20 protein-coding genes are annotated in these 19,064 nt (G+C 58.2%); 12 read left to right on the forward strand and 8 right to left on the reverse strand.

The genetic code is table 11. The features are described from left to right. Window positions 1-28: 28 nt before the first annotated feature. Window positions 29-847 (forward strand): MBL fold metallo-hydrolase, encoded by an 819-nt coding sequence (locus ACR3EG_RS06640; RefSeq protein WP_480494348.1) that lies wholly within the window; start codon window positions 29-31, stop codon window positions 845-847. A 38-nt stretch (window positions 848-885) separates the two neighbouring features. After that, window positions 886-2,301 carry an FAD-binding oxidoreductase gene (locus ACR3EG_RS06645; protein WP_480494350.1) on the forward strand — a complete coding sequence of 472 codons (1,416 nt, stop codon included), beginning with the start codon at window positions 886-888 and terminating at the stop codon, window positions 2,299-2,301. Window positions 2,302-2,338: 37 nt separating this feature from the next. On the opposite strand, the gene ACR3EG_RS06650 is transcribed toward ACR3EG_RS06645, so the two are convergent. Together ACR3EG_RS06650 and ACR3EG_RS06655 are read right to left on the reverse strand one after the other, a co-directional pair. Further along, complete coding sequence (locus tag ACR3EG_RS06650) at window positions 2,339-2,818, reverse strand: fasciclin domain-containing protein (RefSeq protein WP_480494352.1); 480 nt, start codon at window positions 2,816-2,818, stop codon at window positions 2,339-2,341. 171 nt (window positions 2,819-2,989) lie between these two features. Continuing rightward, window positions 2,990-3,529 carry an adenine phosphoribosyltransferase gene (locus ACR3EG_RS06655; protein ID WP_170354959.1) on the reverse strand — a complete coding sequence of 180 codons (540 nt, stop codon included), beginning with the start codon at window positions 3,527-3,529 and terminating at the stop codon, window positions 2,990-2,992. A gap of 320 nt (window positions 3,530-3,849) precedes the next feature. On the opposite strand from ACR3EG_RS06655, the gene ACR3EG_RS06660 reads away from it, so the two are divergent. After that, window positions 3,850-4,023: a hypothetical protein gene (locus tag ACR3EG_RS06660; RefSeq protein WP_170354960.1), complete on the forward strand. Its 174-nt coding sequence runs from the start codon at window positions 3,850-3,852 to the stop codon at window positions 4,021-4,023. Here ACR3EG_RS06660 and ACR3EG_RS06665 read toward each other — a convergent pair. Further along, window positions 4,020-4,649 (reverse strand): LysE family translocator, encoded by a 630-nt coding sequence (locus ACR3EG_RS06665; protein WP_480494355.1) that lies wholly within the window; start codon window positions 4,647-4,649, stop codon window positions 4,020-4,022. The genes ACR3EG_RS06660 and ACR3EG_RS06665 overlap by 4 nt on opposite strands. 52 nt (window positions 4,650-4,701) lie before the next feature. Beyond that, window positions 4,702-5,706, reverse strand: coding sequence for a DUF418 domain-containing protein (locus ACR3EG_RS06670; protein WP_480494356.1), 1,005 nt, complete (start codon window positions 5,704-5,706; stop codon window positions 4,702-4,704). Window positions 5,707-5,956: 250 nt separating this feature from the next. Here ACR3EG_RS06670 and ACR3EG_RS06675 point away from each other — a divergent pair, with 250 nt between their 5' ends. Then, window positions 5,957-6,814: an alpha/beta hydrolase gene (locus tag ACR3EG_RS06675; protein ID WP_480494358.1), complete on the forward strand. Its 858-nt coding sequence runs from the start codon at window positions 5,957-5,959 to the stop codon at window positions 6,812-6,814. Between the two features lie 6 nt (window positions 6,815-6,820). On the opposite strand, the gene ACR3EG_RS06680 is transcribed toward ACR3EG_RS06675, so the two are convergent. Further along, complete coding sequence (locus tag ACR3EG_RS06680) at window positions 6,821-7,693, reverse strand: S-methyl-5'-thioadenosine phosphorylase (protein WP_209194081.1); 873 nt, start codon at window positions 7,691-7,693, stop codon at window positions 6,821-6,823. Between the two features lie 76 nt (window positions 7,694-7,769). Beyond that, a complete protein-coding gene (locus tag ACR3EG_RS06685; RefSeq protein WP_480494360.1) occupies window positions 7,770-8,327 on the reverse strand; it encodes a hypothetical protein in 558 nt (185 codons plus the stop codon). A gap of 162 nt (window positions 8,328-8,489) precedes the next feature. Between ACR3EG_RS06685 and ACR3EG_RS06690 the strand changes: the two genes are divergently transcribed. Further along, window positions 8,490-10,124: a SulP family inorganic anion transporter gene (locus tag ACR3EG_RS06690; protein WP_480494362.1), complete on the forward strand. Its 1,635-nt coding sequence runs from the start codon at window positions 8,490-8,492 to the stop codon at window positions 10,122-10,124. Window positions 10,125-10,257: 133 nt separating this feature from the next. Here ACR3EG_RS06690 and ACR3EG_RS06695 read toward each other — a convergent pair whose 3' ends face one another. After that, window positions 10,258-10,863, reverse strand: coding sequence for a flavin reductase family protein (locus ACR3EG_RS06695; protein ID WP_209194083.1), 606 nt, complete (start codon window positions 10,861-10,863; stop codon window positions 10,258-10,260). 72 nt (window positions 10,864-10,935) lie between these two features. Here ACR3EG_RS06695 and ACR3EG_RS06700 point away from each other — a divergent pair, with 72 nt between their 5' ends. The 4 genes from ACR3EG_RS06700 (at window position 10,936) to ACR3EG_RS06715 (ending at window position 13,449) form a co-directional block, all read left to right on the forward strand. Then, window positions 10,936-11,430, forward strand: a complete 495-nt coding sequence (locus tag ACR3EG_RS06700; protein WP_170354968.1) for a GNAT family N-acetyltransferase — start codon at window positions 10,936-10,938, stop codon at window positions 11,428-11,430. Between the two features lie 50 nt (window positions 11,431-11,480). After that, window positions 11,481-12,224, forward strand: coding sequence for an EcsC family protein (locus tag ACR3EG_RS06705; RefSeq protein ID WP_480494364.1), 744 nt, complete (start codon window positions 11,481-11,483; stop codon window positions 12,222-12,224). A 127-nt stretch (window positions 12,225-12,351) separates the two neighbouring features. Further along, window positions 12,352-12,807 carry a DUF1178 family protein gene (locus tag ACR3EG_RS06710; RefSeq protein WP_480494366.1) on the forward strand — a complete coding sequence of 152 codons (456 nt, stop codon included), beginning with the start codon at window positions 12,352-12,354 and terminating at the stop codon, window positions 12,805-12,807. 3 nt (window positions 12,808-12,810) lie between these two features. Further along, on the forward strand, window positions 12,811-13,449 hold the full coding sequence (locus tag ACR3EG_RS06715) for an SDR family NAD(P)-dependent oxidoreductase (RefSeq protein WP_480494368.1): 639 nt from the start codon (window positions 12,811-12,813) through the stop codon (window positions 13,447-13,449). On the opposite strand, the gene ACR3EG_RS06720 is transcribed toward ACR3EG_RS06715, so the two are convergent. Further along, window positions 13,443-13,799 carry a hypothetical protein gene (locus ACR3EG_RS06720; RefSeq protein ID WP_170354972.1) on the reverse strand — a complete coding sequence of 119 codons (357 nt, stop codon included), beginning with the start codon at window positions 13,797-13,799 and terminating at the stop codon, window positions 13,443-13,445. The genes ACR3EG_RS06715 and ACR3EG_RS06720 overlap by 7 nt on opposite strands. 165 nt (window positions 13,800-13,964) lie before the next feature. On the opposite strand from ACR3EG_RS06720, the gene ACR3EG_RS06725 reads away from it, so the two are divergent. The 3 genes from ACR3EG_RS06725 (at window position 13,965) to zwf (ending at window position 19,064) form a co-directional block, all read left to right on the forward strand. Continuing rightward, entirely contained in the window at window positions 13,965-15,203 is a 1,239-nt protein-coding gene (locus tag ACR3EG_RS06725) for an aspartate kinase (RefSeq protein ID WP_209194089.1), read from the forward strand. Between the two features lie 46 nt (window positions 15,204-15,249). Beyond that, window positions 15,250-17,493 (forward strand): phosphoenolpyruvate--protein phosphotransferase, encoded by a 2,244-nt coding sequence (gene ptsP / locus ACR3EG_RS06730; protein ID WP_170354974.1) that lies wholly within the window; start codon window positions 15,250-15,252, stop codon window positions 17,491-17,493. A gap of 125 nt (window positions 17,494-17,618) precedes the next feature. Then, entirely contained in the window at window positions 17,619-19,064 is a 1,446-nt protein-coding gene (gene zwf / locus ACR3EG_RS06735; RefSeq protein WP_480494370.1) for a glucose-6-phosphate dehydrogenase, read from the forward strand.

A 19,064-nucleotide genomic window follows, 5' to 3' on the forward strand; every position in this document is an offset into this window, starting at 1 on the left:
TACGCACACGCTGCGCTACACTTTCCTCATGCGCTGGGTTGTTGCGGTATTGGTTTTGATCTCGGGCGGGGCTGCGGCGCAGGAGCGGCGGCCGAGCCATTGCATTGCTATTGCCGATGCGGTGCCCGGCATTGAATATGTTCACAAGGCGGCTTGGACGGATCCGGTGCCTGAGTTCTCGGTCCGGATCAGCTATGTCGCTCATGCTTCGTTTCTGATCCAGACGCAGGGGGGGCTGAACGCGGTTACGGACTTCACGGGTTTCATTGGCGGTGCGGACCTGATCCCGGATGTGGTCACGATGAACCATGCACACAGCACCCATTGGACCGCGAACCCGGATCCGGCGATTCCCCATGTGCTCCCAGGCTGGGGAGAGTTCGGGCAAGGGATCGAGCATCATCTGGATCTGGGTGAGATGCTGGTGCGCAATGTCTCGACCGATATCCGATCTGTCTATGGCGGGGTCGAAGAGCGCGGCAATTCTATTTTTGTGTTCGAGATTGAAGGGCTGTGTATCGGCCATCTGGGGCATTTGCACCATATCCCGTCAGATGCGCAGTTTGCGGCCTTGGGACGGTTGGATGTGGTCATGGCAGCCGTGGATGGGGGGACGACCATGCCTTTGCCCGAGATGGTGCAGGTGCTGAAACGGTTGAAAAGTTCGGTCATTATTCCGATGCATTGGTTCTCAGGCTTTTCGTTGGATCGGTTTCTCGTCGATATCCGGGACGAATTTCCAGTCGAGCGGGAAGGTGTTTCTGAGTTGGTCGTTTCGCTTCGCACCCTTCCGGACCGGCCAACGGTCGTGGTTTTGGAGCCTCAATACCTGATTGACATCGAATAAAGCTTGTCGGGTCTGCCGGAGTTGGGCAAGGAAAGCCTATGACTTTGAATCCCGCTGATGACGCCTTTGCCCATTCCGTCCGTGACGCCCTTGGCGACGAGGTCTTGCGCAAGCCCGAGCCGCGCTATGCTGAGGAGCCGCGTCGCAGGTTTTCAGGGCAGGTCGGTCTATTGGCGGCCCCACGCAGAACAGAAGAGGTCGCGGCCCTGGTGCAGCTGGCTTCTGCCGCGTCGGTGCCTGTTGTCCCCTATGGAGGCGGGACTGGATTGGTTGGAGGACAAGTCATGTCCGCCGGACCTGCGCCCCTTTTGATATCGCTGGAACGGATGACCGCGATCCGCGCTGTTCATCCGACGGAGAATATCCTGATTGCCGAGGCAGGCGCGGTCCTTGCTGATGTGCAGGCCGCCGCCCAGAGTAGCAACCGCCTGTTTCCTTTATCCTTGGCTGCAGAAGGATCGTGCCGGATAGGCGGCAATCTTGCGACCAATGCGGGCGGGGTCAATGTGCTGCGCTATGGCAATGCGCGCGATCTGTGCCTGGGGCTTGAGGCGGTCTTGCCGAATGGTGATGTCTGGCACGGGCTCAGCCGGTTGCGCAAGGACAATACCGGCTATGATTTGCGTAATCTTTTGATCGGGTCCGAGGGGACGTTGGGCATCATCACGGCGGCGTCTCTCAAGCTGTCCCCGCGTCCGGCTGGGGTCGGAACGGCGATGGTACAGGTTACGTCGCCCGAGGCGGCCATAGATCTGCTGGCTCTGGCGCGGGATCAGTTGGGCGATGGTGTCAGCACGTTCGAACTGATCCACAGGCAGGGGTTGCAGTTTTTGTCCGAGGTGTTGCCGGACCTTCGCCAGCCTTTCGCGGTTTCACCCGAATGGTCGGTGCTGATCGAGGTTGGTTTGTTCGGCGGATTGGACCCTCAGACAGCGCTAGAGACGCTTTACGCTGCTGCGGACACACGGGGCCTTGTGATGGATGCCGTGATCGCACAGAGCGAGGCTCAGCGGACGGACTTATGGGCAGTACGCGAGCGTATCCCCGAGGCGAACCGGCTGATCGGCTCGGTTTCTAGTCATGATATTTCAGTGCCGATTTCGGATATTCCCGAGTTCATCCGGCAGGGTCCGGGCGAAATTGCGCGTATTGGACCGTTCCGCATCAATTGCTTTGGGCATCTGGGTGATGGGAATCTGCACTACAACGTGTTCCCTCCGGCCGGGCGCCAAAGGTCGGACTATGATGCGCAGCGCGGACAAATAAAACGCGCGATCCACGATCTGGTGGATCAGTTCGGCGGTTCAGTTAGCGCCGAGCATGGGGTCGGCCGCCTGAAAACGGATGATCTTGAAAGGTATGGGGATCCGGCCAAGCTGACCGCCATGCGGGCAATCAAGTCAGCGCTTGATCCAAAGGGAATTATGAACCCCGGGGCTGTTCTGAAGTCATAGATGCGGCTCGGGTGTCCCCGAGCCGCTTGTGGCCGTTTTACGAGGCCGGCAAAATCACTTTGTCGATGACGTGGATAACGCCATTCGTTGTTTCGATATCTGCCTGAACGACAGACGCATCGTTGACCATCACGCCATTGTCCAGATCAATCGTCACTTCGCCGCCTTGAACGGTTGCAGCCGTCATGTCATCGGACAGATCGCCCGACATCACCTTGCCCGGTACCACATGATAGGTCAGAACGGCGATCAGCTGATCTTTGTTCTCGGGCTTCAGCAGTGTCTCGACGGTACCTTCGGGCAGTGCTGCGAAGGCTTCGTCGGTCGGGGCGAAGACAGTGAACGGGCCTTCGCCTTTCAGCGTATCAACCAGTTCGGCGGCCTGAACGGCGGCGACCAGAGTTTCAAAGCTGCCCGCGCCGACAGCAGTGTCCACGATGTCTTTCTTGGCTCCGGCGAATGCAGCCGATGCGATCAGAGCGCCGGACACACCGGCAATAGCGAGTTTGCGAAACATGGTAACAGATTCCCTTGTTGGAATGCCGTCAGTGGCATCGACAAGGGGTACGGCGCACAATCACAACAAGATCACTGAATATGTCGATAAATTGTTGTTGAATGTGCAGTGATCTGCGCTAAGACGACGCGGGTTGGAATTTCCACTCACGTTTTTGTGATCGAAGAGACGTCAAAGACCTTCGAATTCACACAAAACATGCACATCCATGTCCAGATCTTCCAGAACTTTGCGGCCGCCTAGCTCGGGCAGGTCGATGATGAACGAGCAGGACACGATCTCTCCGCCCAATCGTTCGATCAGTTTGATGCCGGCCGCCGCGGTGCCACCTGTGGCCAGCAAGTCATCCACGACTAAAATCTTTTCGCCGGGCTGGATCGCGTCATCGTGGATTTCGACGATGGCCTCACCATATTCCAGTTTGTAGTCTTGGCTGATCGTGGTGCCGGGCAACTTGCCCTTCTTGCGGATTGGAACGAAGCCAACGCTAAGCTGATGAGCAATCGCGCCACCCAGAATAAAGCCACGTGCCTCTAGGCCCACGACCTTGTCGATGCGCTCGCCCGCATAGGGATGCAGCATCTGATCAATCGCCATGCGAAACCCGCGCGGGTCTGCGAACAGGGTGGTCACATCGCGGAACATGATCCCTTCATGTGGGAAGTCGACGATGGTGCGGATGTAATCCTTGACCGACTTGTTTCTGGACATGGCGGACCCCTTTGGCGTCAGAATACGCTGGGCTGTTTGGCCCATTGGGGTCAGTCATGCAAGGATTGATTGTGTGATCTTATTTGCGGCGTTTCAAAAGAACGTTCGGCAAGCTCTTGTATCGGTACAGAGACGAAGGCAGCCACGACAAATGGGGTTTGCGCCAATTGCGTTGGTCTCGCAAAAGAAATGCCTGAGCAGCATGCAGATTCATTGCCATAATCCTTTTTTATTGTTAGGTGCTCGATAACTACAATTTCTATGCTATGTATATACATTGCATCGCAAAGAGAATCAAGGGTCTGTCAGGGATAGGGCGCGTGGCTAAGAAAGACGGTAAAGGTTCTACCAAGAAAAACAGTCAATTGGTTCTGCGTTTAGACAAAGACGAGCGTGATGCTTTCGTTGAGCTGTGCAAAGAATTGGATACCTCGGCCGCTCGGGAAATCCGGCGGTTCATCCGCGGTTTCATGAAGGAAAACGCCGAGGATTAGGCCGGGCGTCGCAGGACTGCGGTCGCCACGCCCATTCCGATCAGGGTCAACCCTCCGAATTTTGTCATGGCATTCAGGACGCCTGCGCGTCCGATCATCATGCGCAACCTGTCAGCCATCAACGCATAGGCCAGAGCGTTCAGCCATGCGAGGCCGACAAATGTCGCGATTAAGATGGCGAATTGCGGGCCCAGGGGGTCTGTTGGACGAATGAACTGCGGGACAAATGCGATGAAGAACGCAATGGATTTCGGGTTCAGGGCCGTGACAGCTGCAGCGTGCCCAAAGACACTGCGCGTTGTAACATCGCGGCCGGTCTCTACCGTCTCTACGCCGCCCACGGGCGCGCTGCGTAACAGCTTTACTCCAAGCCAGATCAGATAAGCCGCGCCTGCCCATTTCAGCACCGAAAACAAGGTTGCTGATGCCAGAACCAACGCCCCCAACCCAAGCAATGACGCTGTCATCGCGACCAGATCGCCTAACGCGACCCCCGTGGCCGAGGCGACAGCAACGCTGCGCCCTTTGGACAACGCATAGCTGAGAACCAGCAGAACGGTCGGGCCGGGGATCAGCAGCAAAGCGGTCGAGGCAGCCACAAAGGCAAGCCAGAGATCAAGGGACATAGGGCATCCTGTTAAACGTTTCGCACCACAAAGCCCGTGTGCTGGCGTCAGGTCAAGTCCTCGAACGATCCGTCACGAAGCGCATCAACGCTTCAAGCGGACCACGATGGAAGCGCCGACGCCAAACCAATGCAAATCCGGAGGATGCGATACAGAACCCGACGCCATACCCTAAAATCTGAACCGCGCTCAGGGAACCGTTCAGCAATCCGGTTTCGTCCAGAATACCCATGCCAATCAGAATATGCGCCACATACAGCGTCAGGCTGATGCGTCCCGGTGCTGTTAGGGCTGCAGCAATTCCCAGTCCCTGAATGCGGGGCCAAAGCTTCAGCAGCAACCCGATCACGACGCAGGATGATCCGGTTCCTGCCAGGATATAGAACGGGCCGGGTGGTATCGGCGCGGTCCCAAGATATGGGTCCGAGACCAGTATCCTGGGAAACAGGGCCAACACTGCGGCTCCAAATCCCCACATGATCAGGCGGTGTTGAATGCAGATCGTATGCAGTTGCGACCGCCCGATGGCCATGCCGATCAAAAGAAAAGCAGCCCATGGCAACACTGGGTGCCAGCCATTGAAAACAGCGTTGCGCAGAAAGCCGGGCAGGGTCCAAAGGTCGGTGTAGGTCAGTGTGCTCCAATCCCAACCCCGATCATAATCGAAGATCAGGTGCGCCAGAGCAGATAGCCCAACGATTCCCAGTGCCCCAAGCCACAAACCGCGTGGAGAGGATGCCAGAAATGCGGCTCCAATCAGGAAATACAACGCGTAGAAATGCAGGATATCGGCGTCAAACACCGTCATGTTGATTAGGCCGAGCACAAACAGAAACGCCGCGCGTCGAAGCAACACGCTGACCGAAAGCCGGGCCAACCCGATCCCAATGCCTGCCAAAATGACAAACAAGGCCGCCGCGCGCCCTTCCAATGCGTCTACAACACCAGAGGCCCAATCCTGACCCGGAACGACCTGTGCTGCGATGCGGAAGTTCACCAACACCATGCCGCAATAGGCCAGAAACCTGGCTGCGTCCAAAGCCTCGTATCTTTGCATACTGCCCTCTGATGCGGTCTCGACCGCAGTCTGACACGCCATTGTGGCGCAACTGCGGCTTAAATCCCCGGCCGGGATAAACAAATCGCGAGCGCGGGCAACGGTTCATTTTGGGTTCGGTACACAAGAGGAGACCTGCCCCACCGCCGCAGATAAAGAATGGATTAAACTCGCGAGTTGCGCCTTGAAACGTGGCACGTGATTCACGACCTCAGACGAAACCACGTGCTGCGCAAAGGAGTTGAAAATGGTGACCGATACGACCGATACGAACGCGCGCACAAATTCTGCGCGGTCCGGGTTCGGACGGCTGAAGCTGTGCTTTGTAGTGGCTTTTCTGTTGGTCGGAGTGCTCTATTCAGGCGTGCTTGGGTACATCTATTTCAACCAGCAATCATTGGTTTTCAAACCCGATGGTGAATTGCTGAAACCATCTGAAGTCGGGTTGGCGGACATGGAGGTTGTGTCACTGCCCATGGCTGATGGCACTTTGGTCACAGCATGGTCAGCCCCTGCGGTGCGAGAAGGTGCGCCGACGGTGCTGTTCTTTCATGGTCAGAGCGGGAACCTGAGCGACCGATCCGACAGGTTGCGCGAAATTCTCAACAGTGGGTTTGGCCTGTTCGCCCCAAGTTACCGTGGTTTTCCCGGAAGTGCAGGCGAACCTTCAGAGGAGGCGCTGATCGCGGATGCGATTTTGATGTATGACCGGCTAGAGGCCGATGGTGCCTCGGTCATTTTGCATGGTCAAAGCCTAGGGACAGGAATTGCAGCCGCCGTAGCAGCCGAACGCCCGAATGCCCGAATGCTGGTGCTTGAGGCTCCTTACACAGCGACAGTGGACATCGCGGCCGAGCGCTATCCTTTTCTGCCTGTCTCTGCCCTGATGAAAGACCAGTTTAGAACTCGGGACCTGATTGAGCGTGTTACAGTGCCAACTCTGATCTTCCACGGAACTCTGGATGAGACCATTCCGGTTGCGCACGGTCAGGCTTTGGCCGCACTGGCAGGCGAGACCGTTCAGTTGTTCGTCATCACGGGCGGTACGCATAACGACCTATGGTCACATGGCCTGTGGGATGAGGTGCAAACAGCCCTTTTGCGGTAGGCCGGATTACAATACCCGACCAGCCACAGCATCCAATTTGGCCAGCAGGGCCGGATCGCGTTTTTCAGGCGCGGTCAGGATCGCATATTCCAGCGCCCGGTCGCAGCCGTGCGGACAAGGCGCTCGGTCCGGCCCAAGCAGATCGGGCAGCCCCTTGACCAGTGCGCGCCCTTTCTCGGCATTCCCGGTCAGAGTTGCAATGATTGCGGTCACGTCGACTTCGCCATGGTCCGGGTGCCAGCTGTCGTAGTCGGTGACCATCGCGATCGAGGCGTAACACAGCTCGGCCTCACGGGCGAGCTTGGCCTCGGGCATGTTGGTCATTCCAATCACGTCGCAGCCCCAGTGTTCGCGGTACATTTTGGATTCCGCCAGCGTCGAGAATTGCGGTCCCTCCATCGCAAGATAGGTTCCGCCCCGGTGGATGTTTATCCCTGCCGCCTTGCCAGCGGTTTCGCATGCGTCCGACAGGCGGGGGCACGTCGGGTGGGCGACGCTGACATGGGCTACACAGCCGGTACCGAAAAAGCTTTTGTCGCGGGCAAAAGTCCGGTCGATGAATTGATCCACGATCACGAAATCACCCGGCGCCATATGCTCGCGAAATGACCCGCAGGCCGAGACCGAGATGATATCGCTCACGCCCAGCCGCTTCAGCGCATCGATATTCGCGCGATATGGAACCTCGGTCGGGGAATGCACGTGGCCGCGCCCGTGGCGTGGCAGGAACGCCATCTCGACCCCGTTCAGTGATCCCGTTAGGATTTGATCTGACGGATCGCCCCATGGTGTTTCAACCGTAACCCATTCAGCGTTCTCTAGCCCGTCAATGTCGTAGATGCCTGATCCGCCGATAACCGCAATCTTGGTCTGGGTCACTTGTTCTCTCCGGGTTGTGGTGCCTGATCCGGGATTTGTGCGCCGCAGTTTCGGGTTTGACAAGGGTCAATACGAGTTACTGCAGCGTCAAAAGGTTACGGGTTTGCGCCTGCTGCTGAAAATCGCTCCACGCTGCATCAAATTGCTGCAATGGCCATGTCAGGTCCTGTGCTTGTCCATGTCGGTCACGGAAAACAAAGCGATAAGCGTCTCCGTCCAACATGGCAGCGATGATCTCATCCGCGCCGCTTCCGTCGAAGGTGCAACCAAGGCCGGTCAGACATCCAGGGCTGCGGGTGCGCCAGACAACGCCCTCGCTGCCGTCAATGCGGAAGCCGGACGGCCAGAACAAGGTGCCGGGTTCTATTCCGAATTCGACCTGAACTCCGGTTGGGGCAGGGGTAATGAAGACGTATTGTGCGCCGAATTTGGGGCGGTACGAGAAGACCTCGGCCCGGCGAATATAGCAGCGCTGCTTCAGCGCGCCGTATTCCTCGCGCTCGTCGCAGATCGAGTTCCACACGCCGAACGCTTCATAATGGGTCACGCGCCAATTGCTGGCCGTGTCATTGCCCTGCAGGTCCTGTGCGAACGCAGCCATCGGGGCTAGTAGGAAAAGGATCAACCATCGCATGGCCAATAGGTGCGTACCCGTGACGCCCGGTTCAACTCACGACTCTGCGATCGCTCGGTATGCGATTTTTGCATAGCAGCCTCCCACCTGATGCGGTGGCTCCAAGGTTCGATGACGGGTAGAAAGCCCCTTTCGCGCGCGCACCAACCGACAGGACATCTTATGCCCCGAGCCATGCTGGCAAGCTTTGCCAACCGTATCGCCAAACCCGACCTGCGTTGGGTGCCGGATGAGGGGTTGACCGCCTCGCGCTTGCGGATCGAGCTTTTGTCCGGCCTGACCGTGGCCCTTGCGCTGGTGCCCGAGGCTGTGGCCTTTGCTTTTGTTGCCGGTGTGCATCCGCTGGTGGGGTTGTACGCGGCTTTCATGGTCGGTTTGATCACGGCGCTGATCGGGGGGCGTCCGGGTATGATCTCGGGCGCGACCGGGGCGCTTGCGGTGGTAATGGTGGCGTTGGTCGCAGAACATGGGGTCGAGTACCTGTTTGCGACCGTCGTTCTTATGGGAATTTTGCAGGTGATCGCAGGGGCGATGCATTGGGGGCGGTTCATCCGTCTGGTGCCGCACCCGGTGATGCTGGGCTTTGTGAACGGTCTTGCTATCGTGATCTTTCTGGCGCAGCTGGGCCAGTTCAAGGTGCCCGGTACCATGGAGAACACCGGCCACGGCATGGGCGGAGGTGAGTGGCTCTCGGGTCTGCAGCTTTACACCATGCTGGGTCTGGTTGCGCTGACCATGGCGGTGATCTGGGTTATGCCGCGCATCACGCGGGTTGTTCCAGCCCCGCTGGCCGGGATTGCCGTCGTTGCCGCGCTGGTGATCGGTTTTGGTCTGGACGTGCCGCGCGTCGGTGATCTGGCCTCGATCGAAGGTGGCCTGCCGCCCTTCCACATCCCGATGGTGCCGCTGACTTGGGAAACCTTCGAGATCATCCTTCCCTACGCTGTCATTCTGGCTGCTATCGGCCTGATTGAATCACTGCTGACCCTGAACCTTGTGGGTGAGATCACGGGCAAACGCGGCGGTGCATCGCAGGAATGTATCGCGCAGGGCGTGTCCAACGTCGCAACCGGTTTCTTCGGCGGCATGGGTGGCTGTGCGATGATCGGACAGTCGATGATCAACGTGAAATCAGGGGGGCGGACTCGCATCGCCGGGATCGCCGCTGCGCTATTCCTGCTTATCTTCATCCTTTTTGCCTCACCACTGATCGAACAGATTCCTCTGGCTGCACTCGTCGGAGTGATGTTCATGGTGGTGATCGGCACCTTCGCCTGGAATTCGTTTAACATCATGCGAAAAGTGCCTCTGATGGACGCGTTCGTCATTGTGCTGGTGACGGTTGTGACGGTGATGGAGGACCTCGCGGTCGCAGTCGTAGTTGGCGTGATCGTCTCGGCGCTGGCTTACGCATGGAACAACGCAAAACGCATCCACGCGATTACTCGGGACTCGGCGACCGAGAAAGGTGCCAAGGTATATGAAATCCAGGGCCCTCTGTTCTTCGGGTCGTCCGACGGGTTTGTCGAACTCTTCGATGTCTCGAACGATCCTGAAACCGTCATTGTGGATTTCGCCGAAAGCCGTGTGGTTGATCAATCAGCACTTCAGGCCATCGAGAACATCGCTGGAAAATACGAAGCCGCAGGCAAACGGGTCATGCTGCGCCACCTGAGCCGCGATTGCCACAAACTGCTGAACAAGGCGGGCCATCTGATGGTCGATAGTGATGATGACCCGGATTATGAAATCGCGGTGGACTACTCGGTCCGCACCGGCATTCTGGGTGGCCACTGACGCTATAGGGAGGCTCTGCCTCGCGCTCCGGGATAATTGCAGCCAGATGGGTATAGGTTCCCTAGCTTCATCTGGCTAAAAATACCTCGGGGGAGACGCCCGCAGGGCGGCGGGGGCAGAGCCCCTTTTGCGATCAGTCATCGGGACGGTTGAGGGAAAACAGTTCCGTGACCACCGAGTAGTCGCGGTACCCTAGCCGTGCCAGTGGCTGGAATGTGGTGACGTCGAATTTACCGTCTTTCAAACAGTCGTCTCTTAAATGCACGCCAGTTACTTCTCCGAAGACAACGCGGTTTGCTTCTCCGGGCAGCTTCACGATCTGGGTCAGCTTGCATTCAAGGGCTGCCGGCGCCCCTTTAATTCTGGCGCAAGGAATGGTTTCACACTCTATTGCAGTCAAACCTGCATGGTCGAATTCATCCACGTGTTTCGGCAATCCCGCAGAACTTGCGTTCATTGCATCCCGATGCGCATGCGCCACGACATTCACACAAAAAACACCTGTGGCTTCGATGTTGGCGATACTGTCTTTGCCACCGTCCTGATCTGGTTTCGTGCCCGTCGTGGCGAACATAACCTGCGGAGGAGTGTATGCGACGCCGTTAAAAAACGAATACGGGGCCAGATTGTTCACTCCATCCATGTCGCGGGACGATATCCAGCCGATCGGGCGTGGCGTGATGATGGCGTTGAAAGGGTTATGCGGCAGACCGTGGCCGTCTTCGGGGCGATAGAACATATGTACTCCAAGCGTTTGCCCAAGGCGTAACGAAGTGCTAGGGCGAATTCCAGCAAGGAAAAGAGGGCAGGGGTGCAGCAATTCGCGATCAAGCCGGAGGAACCGGACGATTGGTGGGAGGTCGAGGCTTTGTACGACCTGTGTTTCGCGCCGGGGCGCGAGGCATTGTCCTCGTACCGTTTGCGTGATGATGTGCCACCTGTTTCCGGGCTTTCATTGGTTGCACGGGATGGGCAGGGGATTTTGGCAGGTGCGATCCGGTTCTGGCCCGTGCATGTCGGGGGTCATGATGCCCTGCTTTTAGGACCCGTCGCCGTGCACCCAACACACCAGGGCGAGGGTTTGGGCGGATTCCTCATTCACGAAGGCCTGCAAGCGGGGCGCGAAAAGGGGTGGCAGCGCGTAATGCTGGTTGGTGATGCGCCTTACTACGCAAGGTTCGGGTTCTCACGTTTGGAACACATCAAGATGCCTCCGCCAACCAACCCAGATAGGGTTTTGGGCGCGGAGCTGACTGAAGCGGCATGGTTCGGAGTCACCGGTTCGGTGACCCGATGGTCTCGCTGAGCTATTGAAAATCAGTCAACAAGTTCCGATGTTTCTGTCAGGAGGATTTCATGCAGGACATCGCTCTTGTAGAAAAACTGGATACAGAAGCCGAGTTGGATCGGCTTGCCGCGCATTACAAATCTGCAGGGGGTGCTGGCGTCAAACTGCTCAACAGTCTTGGCGGATCGGCTGAAACCTTGCTGGATCAGCTGCCAGACCCGGTCAGGCGGGGGCTGACAGGCGCGACTGAACAGGCATTATGGGTTGCTATGCACGCGGCAGAAGGTTCGCGGCGTGCGGTGCCGGATCAAAAGCCCTGGGTAAACACAGCGGTGACCACAGTAATGGGCGCGGCAGGTGGGATGGGCGGTGTGTCGTCCGCATTGATGGAGCTGCCAGCGACCACAACAATGCTGCTTCGTGCGATACAGGGTGCCGCCGCGTATGAGGGGTTCGATCCTTCAGAGGACGGAGTGAAGTTTGATTGTGTTCGCGTTCTTTCTGCTGCCGGGCCACTTTCATACGATGACGGCGCCGATCTGGGCTTTTTCTCGGTCCGCCTGACTCTGACAGGGCCGGCCATGCAAAAGCTGATTGCTGCGGTCGCGCCGAAACTGTCAGTGGTTCTGGGGCAAAAGCTTGCGACGCAATCTATTCCTGTCCTAGGGGCGTTGGCTGGCGGCGGGGCGAACTTCGTGTACAGCCGGTATTACCAACAAATCGCTCGGGTTCACTTTGGCTTGCGCCGCCTTGCCGTTGACGCCGACATTCCTCACGATCAGCTTTTACGTAAGCTCTCTGCGCGAATGTAGGATATTGGACAGCGCATCGCTTAACCGTGATGCGACAGCTGTGCCCATACGGTTACCTGCAGCCATAGAGGTATTGATATTGCGCTGATGGGCGGTATCTATTCCGCATCTGAAGTCTGGACGGATCATGATTCAATACGCGCTTAAATGCAGTAACGGTCACAGTTTTGACAGTTGGTTTCAATCGGCTGCAGCTTACGACAAGCTGGCAGCTGCAGGGATGGTGTGCTGTGCTGTTTGTGGTAACAGCGAGGTCGAAAAAGCGATTATGACGCCGCGTGTCCGGTCAGCCCGAACCATTGAGGCGCGCTCGGAACCCTCTGAACGTTCGGAAAAGTCGGTGGATATGGCGACACCTACACCGGGTGTTGAGCAGGCGCTGGCCGAACTACGTCGCAAGGTCGAAGAGAACTCGGATTATGTCGGCAAGGACTTTGCCAGTGAGGCTCGCAAAATTCATTTGGGTGATGCGCCCGAGCGGGCGATCTACGGCGAGGCCAAACCCGAAGAGGCAAAGGCCCTGATAGATGACGGCGTTCCGGTGGCGCCTTTGCCCTTTGTTCCAACGCGAAAGACCAACTGACCCATGCATATTGTGATCACCGGAGCAGGGCGAGGAATCGGACGCACTTTGGCGGATCGTTATCGGGCGCAGGGGCATAGGGTGACCGGAACCTCTCGTGATGGCAGTGCCGAGATCGTTTTGGATGTCACAAAGCCTGATCAGCAGCGTGAGATGGCGTCACAGCTTGGAGACACTGCCGTCGATCTGCTGATCTGCAATGCTGGTGTCTATCTGGATAAGTCGGAAAGCATCGCGGGTTACCCAGCTGAAATGTGGGCCCAGACATTTGCGTCCAATGTGACCGGAGTATTTCTGACAGTTCAGGCGCTTTTACCCAATCTGCGCAAGGCCAAGGGGAAAATCGCCATCCTGTCTTCGCAGATGGCCTCGCACACGCGGGCGCCGGGTGGCAGCTATATTTACCGCTCTTCAAAGGCGGCTGTGTTGAATTTGGGTCGCAACCTGTCAACGGACCTTCGTCATGACGGCATTGCTGTTGGAATCTATCATCCGGGTTGGGTACAGACAGATATGGGCGGGCCCGCCGCTGAGATCACCGTAGATCAGGCCGTGGATGGCCTGATGGCTCGGTTCAAAGACCTAACTTTGGAAAATACGGGCTGCTTTGACACCTTTGACGGCCAGGCCCATGCTTACTGAGCGGTCAGGGCAGCCGTCGGTATCTCATAAACTTCTCCGGGATCGACGAAGATCACCATGACATTGCCTTGCGTCTCATAGCTAAGGCGCGCGGCTGAATTTGTTGAATCCGGCACGCCATCGGTGAAATAGATGTTGCGGACTTCGCCGTTGCCCATTCCAACAGCCAGAGTGATTTGCCCATCGTCATGGCGGCGCAGCTCGGCATTGCAACTGCGCAGCGGTTCTCCGGCATTTGTTGCGCAAGGGACAGTTCCCAAAGCATTTTTCCCGTCCGTTCCGGCCAGTGTTGAAACCTGGGCCAGCGCTGGCGTGGACAAAAGAGCAAAGACAAGAGCAAGACGGGGCATGTTGGACTTCCTGGAATAACGGATGACAGCAAGCTGACACCGCTAGGAGCGGTTGTAAAGCGACCGTACGACGCGACCGAACAGGTTTTGAACACTTGCCCTTAACGCCCCCCTGACTTAAGACGCACGGGATCTGAATTCCAAGGCGCGGAGACGACTGCCCCCATGCCCTTACTCGTGATGAAATTCGGCGGCACATCCGTCGCCAACCTGGACCGTATCCGCCGCGCGGCCAAGCGTATCGGCGTTGAAGTGGCAAAAGGCTATGACGTGATCGTCATCGTCTCGGCCATGTCCGGCAAAACCAACGAGCTGGTGGGCTGGGTGAACGAGACCTCTCCGTTGTTCGATGCGCGCGAATATGATGCTGTTGTGTCCTCGGGCGAGAATGTGACCGCTGGTCTGATGGCGTTGACGCTGCAAGAGATGGATATCCCTGCACGCAGTTGGCAGGGCTGGCAGGTGCCGCTGATGACCACCAGCGCCCACAGCCAGGCCCGAATTGAGGAAATCCCGACCGACAATCTGAATCAGAAGTTCGGCGAAGGCATGCGGGTAGCCGTGGTCGCCGGGTTCCAGGGCATCAGCCCCGAGGGTCGTATCACCACGCTGGGCCGCGGTGGGTCGGACACGACGGCGGTGGCCTTTGCCGCAGCTTTTGGTGCCGAGCGGTGCGACATCTACACCGATGTGGACGGCGTCTATACCACTGACCCGCGCATCTGTGAAAAGGCGCGCAAGCTGGACAAGATTTCGTTCGAGGAAATGCTCGAACTGGCCTCGCTGGGGGCCAAGGTTCTGCAGACCCGCTCGGTCGAGCTGGCGATGCGCTACAAGGTGAAACTGCGCGTTCTCTCAAGTTTCGAAGAACAATCCGACGAGGCCGGCACGCTGGTCGTCGATGAGGAGGATATCATGGAATCCAATGTTGTGGCCGGTGTGGCCTATTCCCGCGACGAAGCCAAAATGACCGTCGTGTCCGTGGCCGACCGTCCCGGCATCGCCTCGATCATCTTCACCGCGCTCAGCGAAGAGGGCGTGAATGTGGACATGATCGTTCAGAACATCTCGGACGAGGGGCGCACGGATATGACCTTTTCCTGCCCCACCGATCAGGTGGCGCGCGCCGAAAAGGCCCTGCTGGCGATCAAGGATGCTGGTGAGCTGAACTACGCCGAACTGGTCGCTGACGAAGACGTCTGCAAGGTTTCGGTGGTTGGCATTGGCATGCGGTCGCAATCGGGTGTTGCAGCCAAGATGTTCAAAATTCTCTCGGATGAGGGGATCAACATTAAGGTCATCACAACTTCCGAGATCAAAATTTCCGTGCTTGTAGACAGGAAATACATGGAACTTGCGGTTCAGGCACTGCATGATGCCTTTGAACTGGATAAGGCGGCCTGAGCGTTTCAGCCAAGGGTCTTGCCTGACGCACTAATTTGGGTGGGCCATGGCGGACGGTACCGAAACAGAATCTCGTAAGCTGCTGGGGCGGCTGCGCGAAGAGATGGCGAGCGAGGCCGCCGGTCAGGAACGTCTTGACCGGATCACCAGCCTGATTGCGGATAGCATCAGGGCCGAGGTGTGCTCGATTTACCTGTTCCGCGATGAGGACACGCTTGAACTGTGCGCGACCGAGGGGCTGGCACCCGAAGCCGTTCACCAGACCCGGATGCGCATGGGCGAGGGGCTGGTTGGGCGGGTCGCCAAATCCGGCCAGATCGTCAATACGGCGGATGCACCTTCGGCCAAAGGCTTTCGGTACATGCCCGAGACGGGCGAGGAGCGGTTTTCGTCCTTCCTAGGCGTGCCGATCCAGCGCCTAGGCGAAAAGCTGGGCGTTTTGGTGGTTCAGTCGCGGGACGCGCGGGAATACTCAGCCGATGAGGTCTACGCGCTGGAAGTGGTGGCCATGGTTCTGGCCGAAATGGCCGAGCTTGGCGCCTTTGTGGGCGAAGGCGCGGCCTTGTCGCCCCGTCATCAGCAATCTGTACAGTTGACCGGAGGGCCGGCGCAGGAAGGATCTGCCGAGGGTCATGTCTGGTTGCATGAGCCTCGTGTCGTTGTCACCAACCCGATCGCCGAAGATCCACACCGCGAACGTGAACGCCTGATTGAAGCGGTGGATGAATTGCGGGTGGGCGTCGATAAGATGCTCGAGATTTCCAAGGATGGCGATACCGAGCAGTTGCAGGTTCTGGAAGCCTATCGGATGTTTGCCAATTCCAAAGGCTGGATGCGCCGGATGGAGGAAGACATCGCGCGTGGTCTCAGCGCCGAGGCCGCCGTAGAGAAAGAGCAGTCTCAGGCCCGCGCTCGCATGGGCCAAGTGACGGACCCTTATTTGCGCGAACGGCTGGCCGATCTGGATGACCTGTCGAACCGTCTGCTGCGTATTCTGACGGGGCAGGGCAATACCAATGGCGCAGATCTGCCCCCTGATCCTATCCTGATTGCGCGCAATATCGGCCCCGGCGATCTGTTGGAATATGGCCGGTCACTTAAGGGCATCGTGCTTGAGGAAGGGTCGGTCGGCAGTCACGCCACCATCGTCGCCCGCGCGCTGGCGATTCCGCTTGTGGTGCATGTAGGCCGCATCACGACCGAGGCGCTGAATGGGGATCATATCCTGGTCGACGGCGACAACGGCACCGTGCATCTGCGCCCCGAAGATACGGTGGTCTCGGCCTTCCGCGATAAGATCGCGATGCAGGCGAAGGCGCAGGAACGCTATGCCTCGATCCGCGAAACCCCGTGCGTGACCCGCGATGGTGAGCGGATCAATCTGGTGATGAACGCGGGGCTGATGGCCGATTTGCCGTCGTTGAACAATTCCGGGGCCGAGGGTGTGGGCCTGTTCCGGACCGAGCTGCAATTCCTGATCCGCACGCAGATGCCCAAACGATCCGAATTAGTTACGCAATATCAGCGCGTACTGGATGCGGCGGGCGAAAAGCGGGTCGTGTTCCGAACGTTGGATATCGGTTCGGACAAGGTGTTGCCCTATATGAAACACGTGGCCGAGCCCAATCCTGCGCTGGGTTGGCGCGCGATCCGAGTGGGGTTGGACAAGCGCGGCGTGATGCGCATGCAGTTGCAAGCGCTGCTGCGCGCCGCCAATGGCCGCCCGTTGTCGATCATGTTCCCCTTCGTTGCACAGGCCGATGAGTTCCGCGAAGCCCGTTGGGAGGTCAACAAAACCATCGAACGCGAAAAGCGCCTGGGTCACGTCCTGCCGGAAAAGATCGAAGTCGGGGCGATGCTGGAAACGCCCTCGTTGGCTTTTGCGCCGCAGAAATTTTTTGACGAGGTGGACTTCGTCTCGATCGGTGGCAACGACCTGAAACAGTTCTTCTTCGCCGCTGACCGCGAAAACGAGCTGGTGCGCCGCCGCTATGATACTCTGAACGTCAGTTTCCTCAGCTTCATCGAGCGTATCGTCGAACGCTGCAATATCTCGAACACGCCACTTTCGTTTTGCGGTGAGGATGCCGGTCGCCCGGTCGAGGCTTTGTGCCTGGCCGCTATGGGCATCAGGTCGTTGTCGATGCGCCCGGCCTCGATTGGTCCGGTCAAAAGCGTGTTGCTACGCGCCGATCTGCAATCGCTGCGCAAGATCATCGCGGATGCCCGGCACCGTGGTGAACAATCCGTGCGACCCGCAGTGATGGAATGGCTGCGTAATCAGGGGTGATCGCAGCGCCGCAGGGGGCATAATTCAAATCCGGTGTTGATTTTGACGCTGGTTTTGACTAGTTCCACGGTAAATGTTAGCGATAACATGCCTGGCGATGCCATTGAATCTGAAGGAGCCCGTCGATGGTTTCACGCGTTATTCCCGTTAACCCCTTTGATCTGGTGCTTTTTGGCGCGACCGGGGATTTGGCGCAGCGCAAGATTCTGCCCGGACTTTACCATCGATTCGAGGTTGGCCAGATGCCGCCTGACGCACGGGTGATTGGTACAGCGCGGTCTGACATGGACAGTGACGGGTTCCGCGAACAGCTTCGAGCCTCGATGCAGGAATTCGCACCCGGGTTCAAAAAGGATGTTCTGGATCGATTTTTGGCAAAGGTCGAATATGTGCCGGTGGACGCGTTGGGTGATGCGGGGTGGTCGGATCTGGCCAAGACCTTGCGCCCCGATGTGGTGCGCGCGTTCTACCTGTCCGTCGGGCCCAGCTTGTTTTCCGGGATTGCGCAACGCCTGAACGATCACGGACTTGCGACGCCGGACAGCCGTATCGTGGTCGAGAAGCCGTTTGGGCATGATCTGGCCTCGGCCAGGGCGCTGAACGAAGGGTTGCGGGCTTGCTTTGAAGAGCATCAGATTTACCGGATTGATCACTATCTGGGCAAGGAGACCGTGCAGAACCTGATGGCTTTGCGTTTCGCCAATTCCCTGTTCGAGCCGCTGTGGAATGCCACCCATGTCGACCACGTCCAGATCACCGTGGCCGAAACCGTGGGGGTCGAGGGGCGGGGGGCCTATTACGACCAATCCGGTGCAATGCGGGACATGATCCAGAACCACTTGGTTCAGTTGTTGTGTCTGACCGCGATGGAACCGCCCTCGAAATTCGCGCCCAACGCGGTGCGCGACGAAAAGGTCAAGGTGATCGAGGCGCTGGAACCGGTCGAGCCCAAAGACATCGCTCGCGGTCAGTACCGCGCCTCGGATGGTAAAAACGGCTATGTCGATCATGTGGGCGATCCGGCCAGCCGCACCGAAAGCTATATCGCGTTGAAGGTTCATATCGGCAACTGGCGCTGGGCCGGCGTGCCGTTCTACCTGCGCACGGGCAAACGCCTGCGCGCGCGTGAATCCGAGATTGCGGTGTTCTTTCGCGACCCGCCGCATACGATTTTCCCGAATGTTGGCCCTCTGCACGGCAACGTGCTGGTGATCCGCCTTCAACCGGACGAAGGCATCACCCTGCGCACCACGATCAAGGATCCCGGTCCGGGTGGGTTCCGTCTGTCCGACGTGGCGCTGGACATGAGCTTTGCCGAGGCGCTGGGCGCGGATGCACGGGCACAGGACGCCTATGAACGGCTTGTCATGGACGTCATTCGCGGCGACCAGACCCTGTTCATGCGTGGGGACGAGGCCGAGGCCGCCTGGGCTTGGGTTGATCCCATTATACAGGGTTGGGAAGATCGCGGTGACCGGCCTGCACGCTATGATCAGGGCAGTTCCGGCCCCGAAGAAGCCTTGATGCTAATGCATCGCGACGGGCGCCGTTGGCGTCAGATCGGAGGATAA

This window comes from Ruegeria sp. AM7, from assembly GCF_056535965.1.

What these genes read in the sequence shown, in the direction of transcription:
- ACR3EG_RS06670 (WP_480494356.1), bottom strand. Translation starts at nt 5,706, where the DNA reads ATGCAAAGATACGAGGCTTTGGACGCAGCCAGGTTTCTGGCCTATTGC.
- ACR3EG_RS06645 (WP_480494350.1), top strand. Translation starts at nt 886, where the DNA reads ATGACTTTGAATCCCGCTGATGACGCCTTTGCCCATTCCGTCCGTGAC.
- ACR3EG_RS06705 (WP_480494364.1), top strand. Translation starts at nt 11,481, where the DNA reads ATGCAGGACATCGCTCTTGTAGAAAAACTGGATACAGAAGCCGAGTTG.
- ACR3EG_RS06640 (WP_480494348.1), top strand. Translation starts at nt 29, where the DNA reads ATGCGCTGGGTTGTTGCGGTATTGGTTTTGATCTCGGGCGGGGCTGCG.
- ACR3EG_RS06725 (WP_209194089.1), top strand. Translation starts at nt 13,965, where the DNA reads ATGCCCTTACTCGTGATGAAATTCGGCGGCACATCCGTCGCCAACCTG.
- ACR3EG_RS06650 (WP_480494352.1), bottom strand. Translation starts at nt 2,818, where the DNA reads ATGTTTCGCAAACTCGCTATTGCCGGTGTGTCCGGCGCTCTGATCGCA.
- ACR3EG_RS06665 (WP_480494355.1), bottom strand. Translation starts at nt 4,649, where the DNA reads ATGTCCCTTGATCTCTGGCTTGCCTTTGTGGCTGCCTCGACCGCTTTG.
- ACR3EG_RS06690 (WP_480494362.1), top strand. Translation starts at nt 8,490, where the DNA reads ATGCCCCGAGCCATGCTGGCAAGCTTTGCCAACCGTATCGCCAAACCC.
- zwf (WP_480494370.1), top strand. Translation starts at nt 17,619, where the DNA reads ATGGTTTCACGCGTTATTCCCGTTAACCCCTTTGATCTGGTGCTTTTT.
- ACR3EG_RS06720 (WP_170354972.1), bottom strand. Translation starts at nt 13,799, where the DNA reads ATGCCCCGTCTTGCTCTTGTCTTTGCTCTTTTGTCCACGCCAGCGCTG.
- ACR3EG_RS06710 (WP_480494366.1), top strand. Translation starts at nt 12,352, where the DNA reads ATGATTCAATACGCGCTTAAATGCAGTAACGGTCACAGTTTTGACAGT.
- ACR3EG_RS06685 (WP_480494360.1), bottom strand. Translation starts at nt 8,327, where the DNA reads ATGCGATGGTTGATCCTTTTCCTACTAGCCCCGATGGCTGCGTTCGCA.
- ACR3EG_RS06695 (WP_209194083.1), bottom strand. Translation starts at nt 10,863, where the DNA reads ATGTTCTATCGCCCCGAAGACGGCCACGGTCTGCCGCATAACCCTTTC.
- ACR3EG_RS06655 (WP_170354959.1), bottom strand. Translation starts at nt 3,529, where the DNA reads ATGTCCAGAAACAAGTCGGTCAAGGATTACATCCGCACCATCGTCGAC.
- ACR3EG_RS06715 (WP_480494368.1), top strand. Translation starts at nt 12,811, where the DNA reads ATGCATATTGTGATCACCGGAGCAGGGCGAGGAATCGGACGCACTTTG.
- ptsP (WP_170354974.1), top strand. Translation starts at nt 15,250, where the DNA reads ATGGCGGACGGTACCGAAACAGAATCTCGTAAGCTGCTGGGGCGGCTG.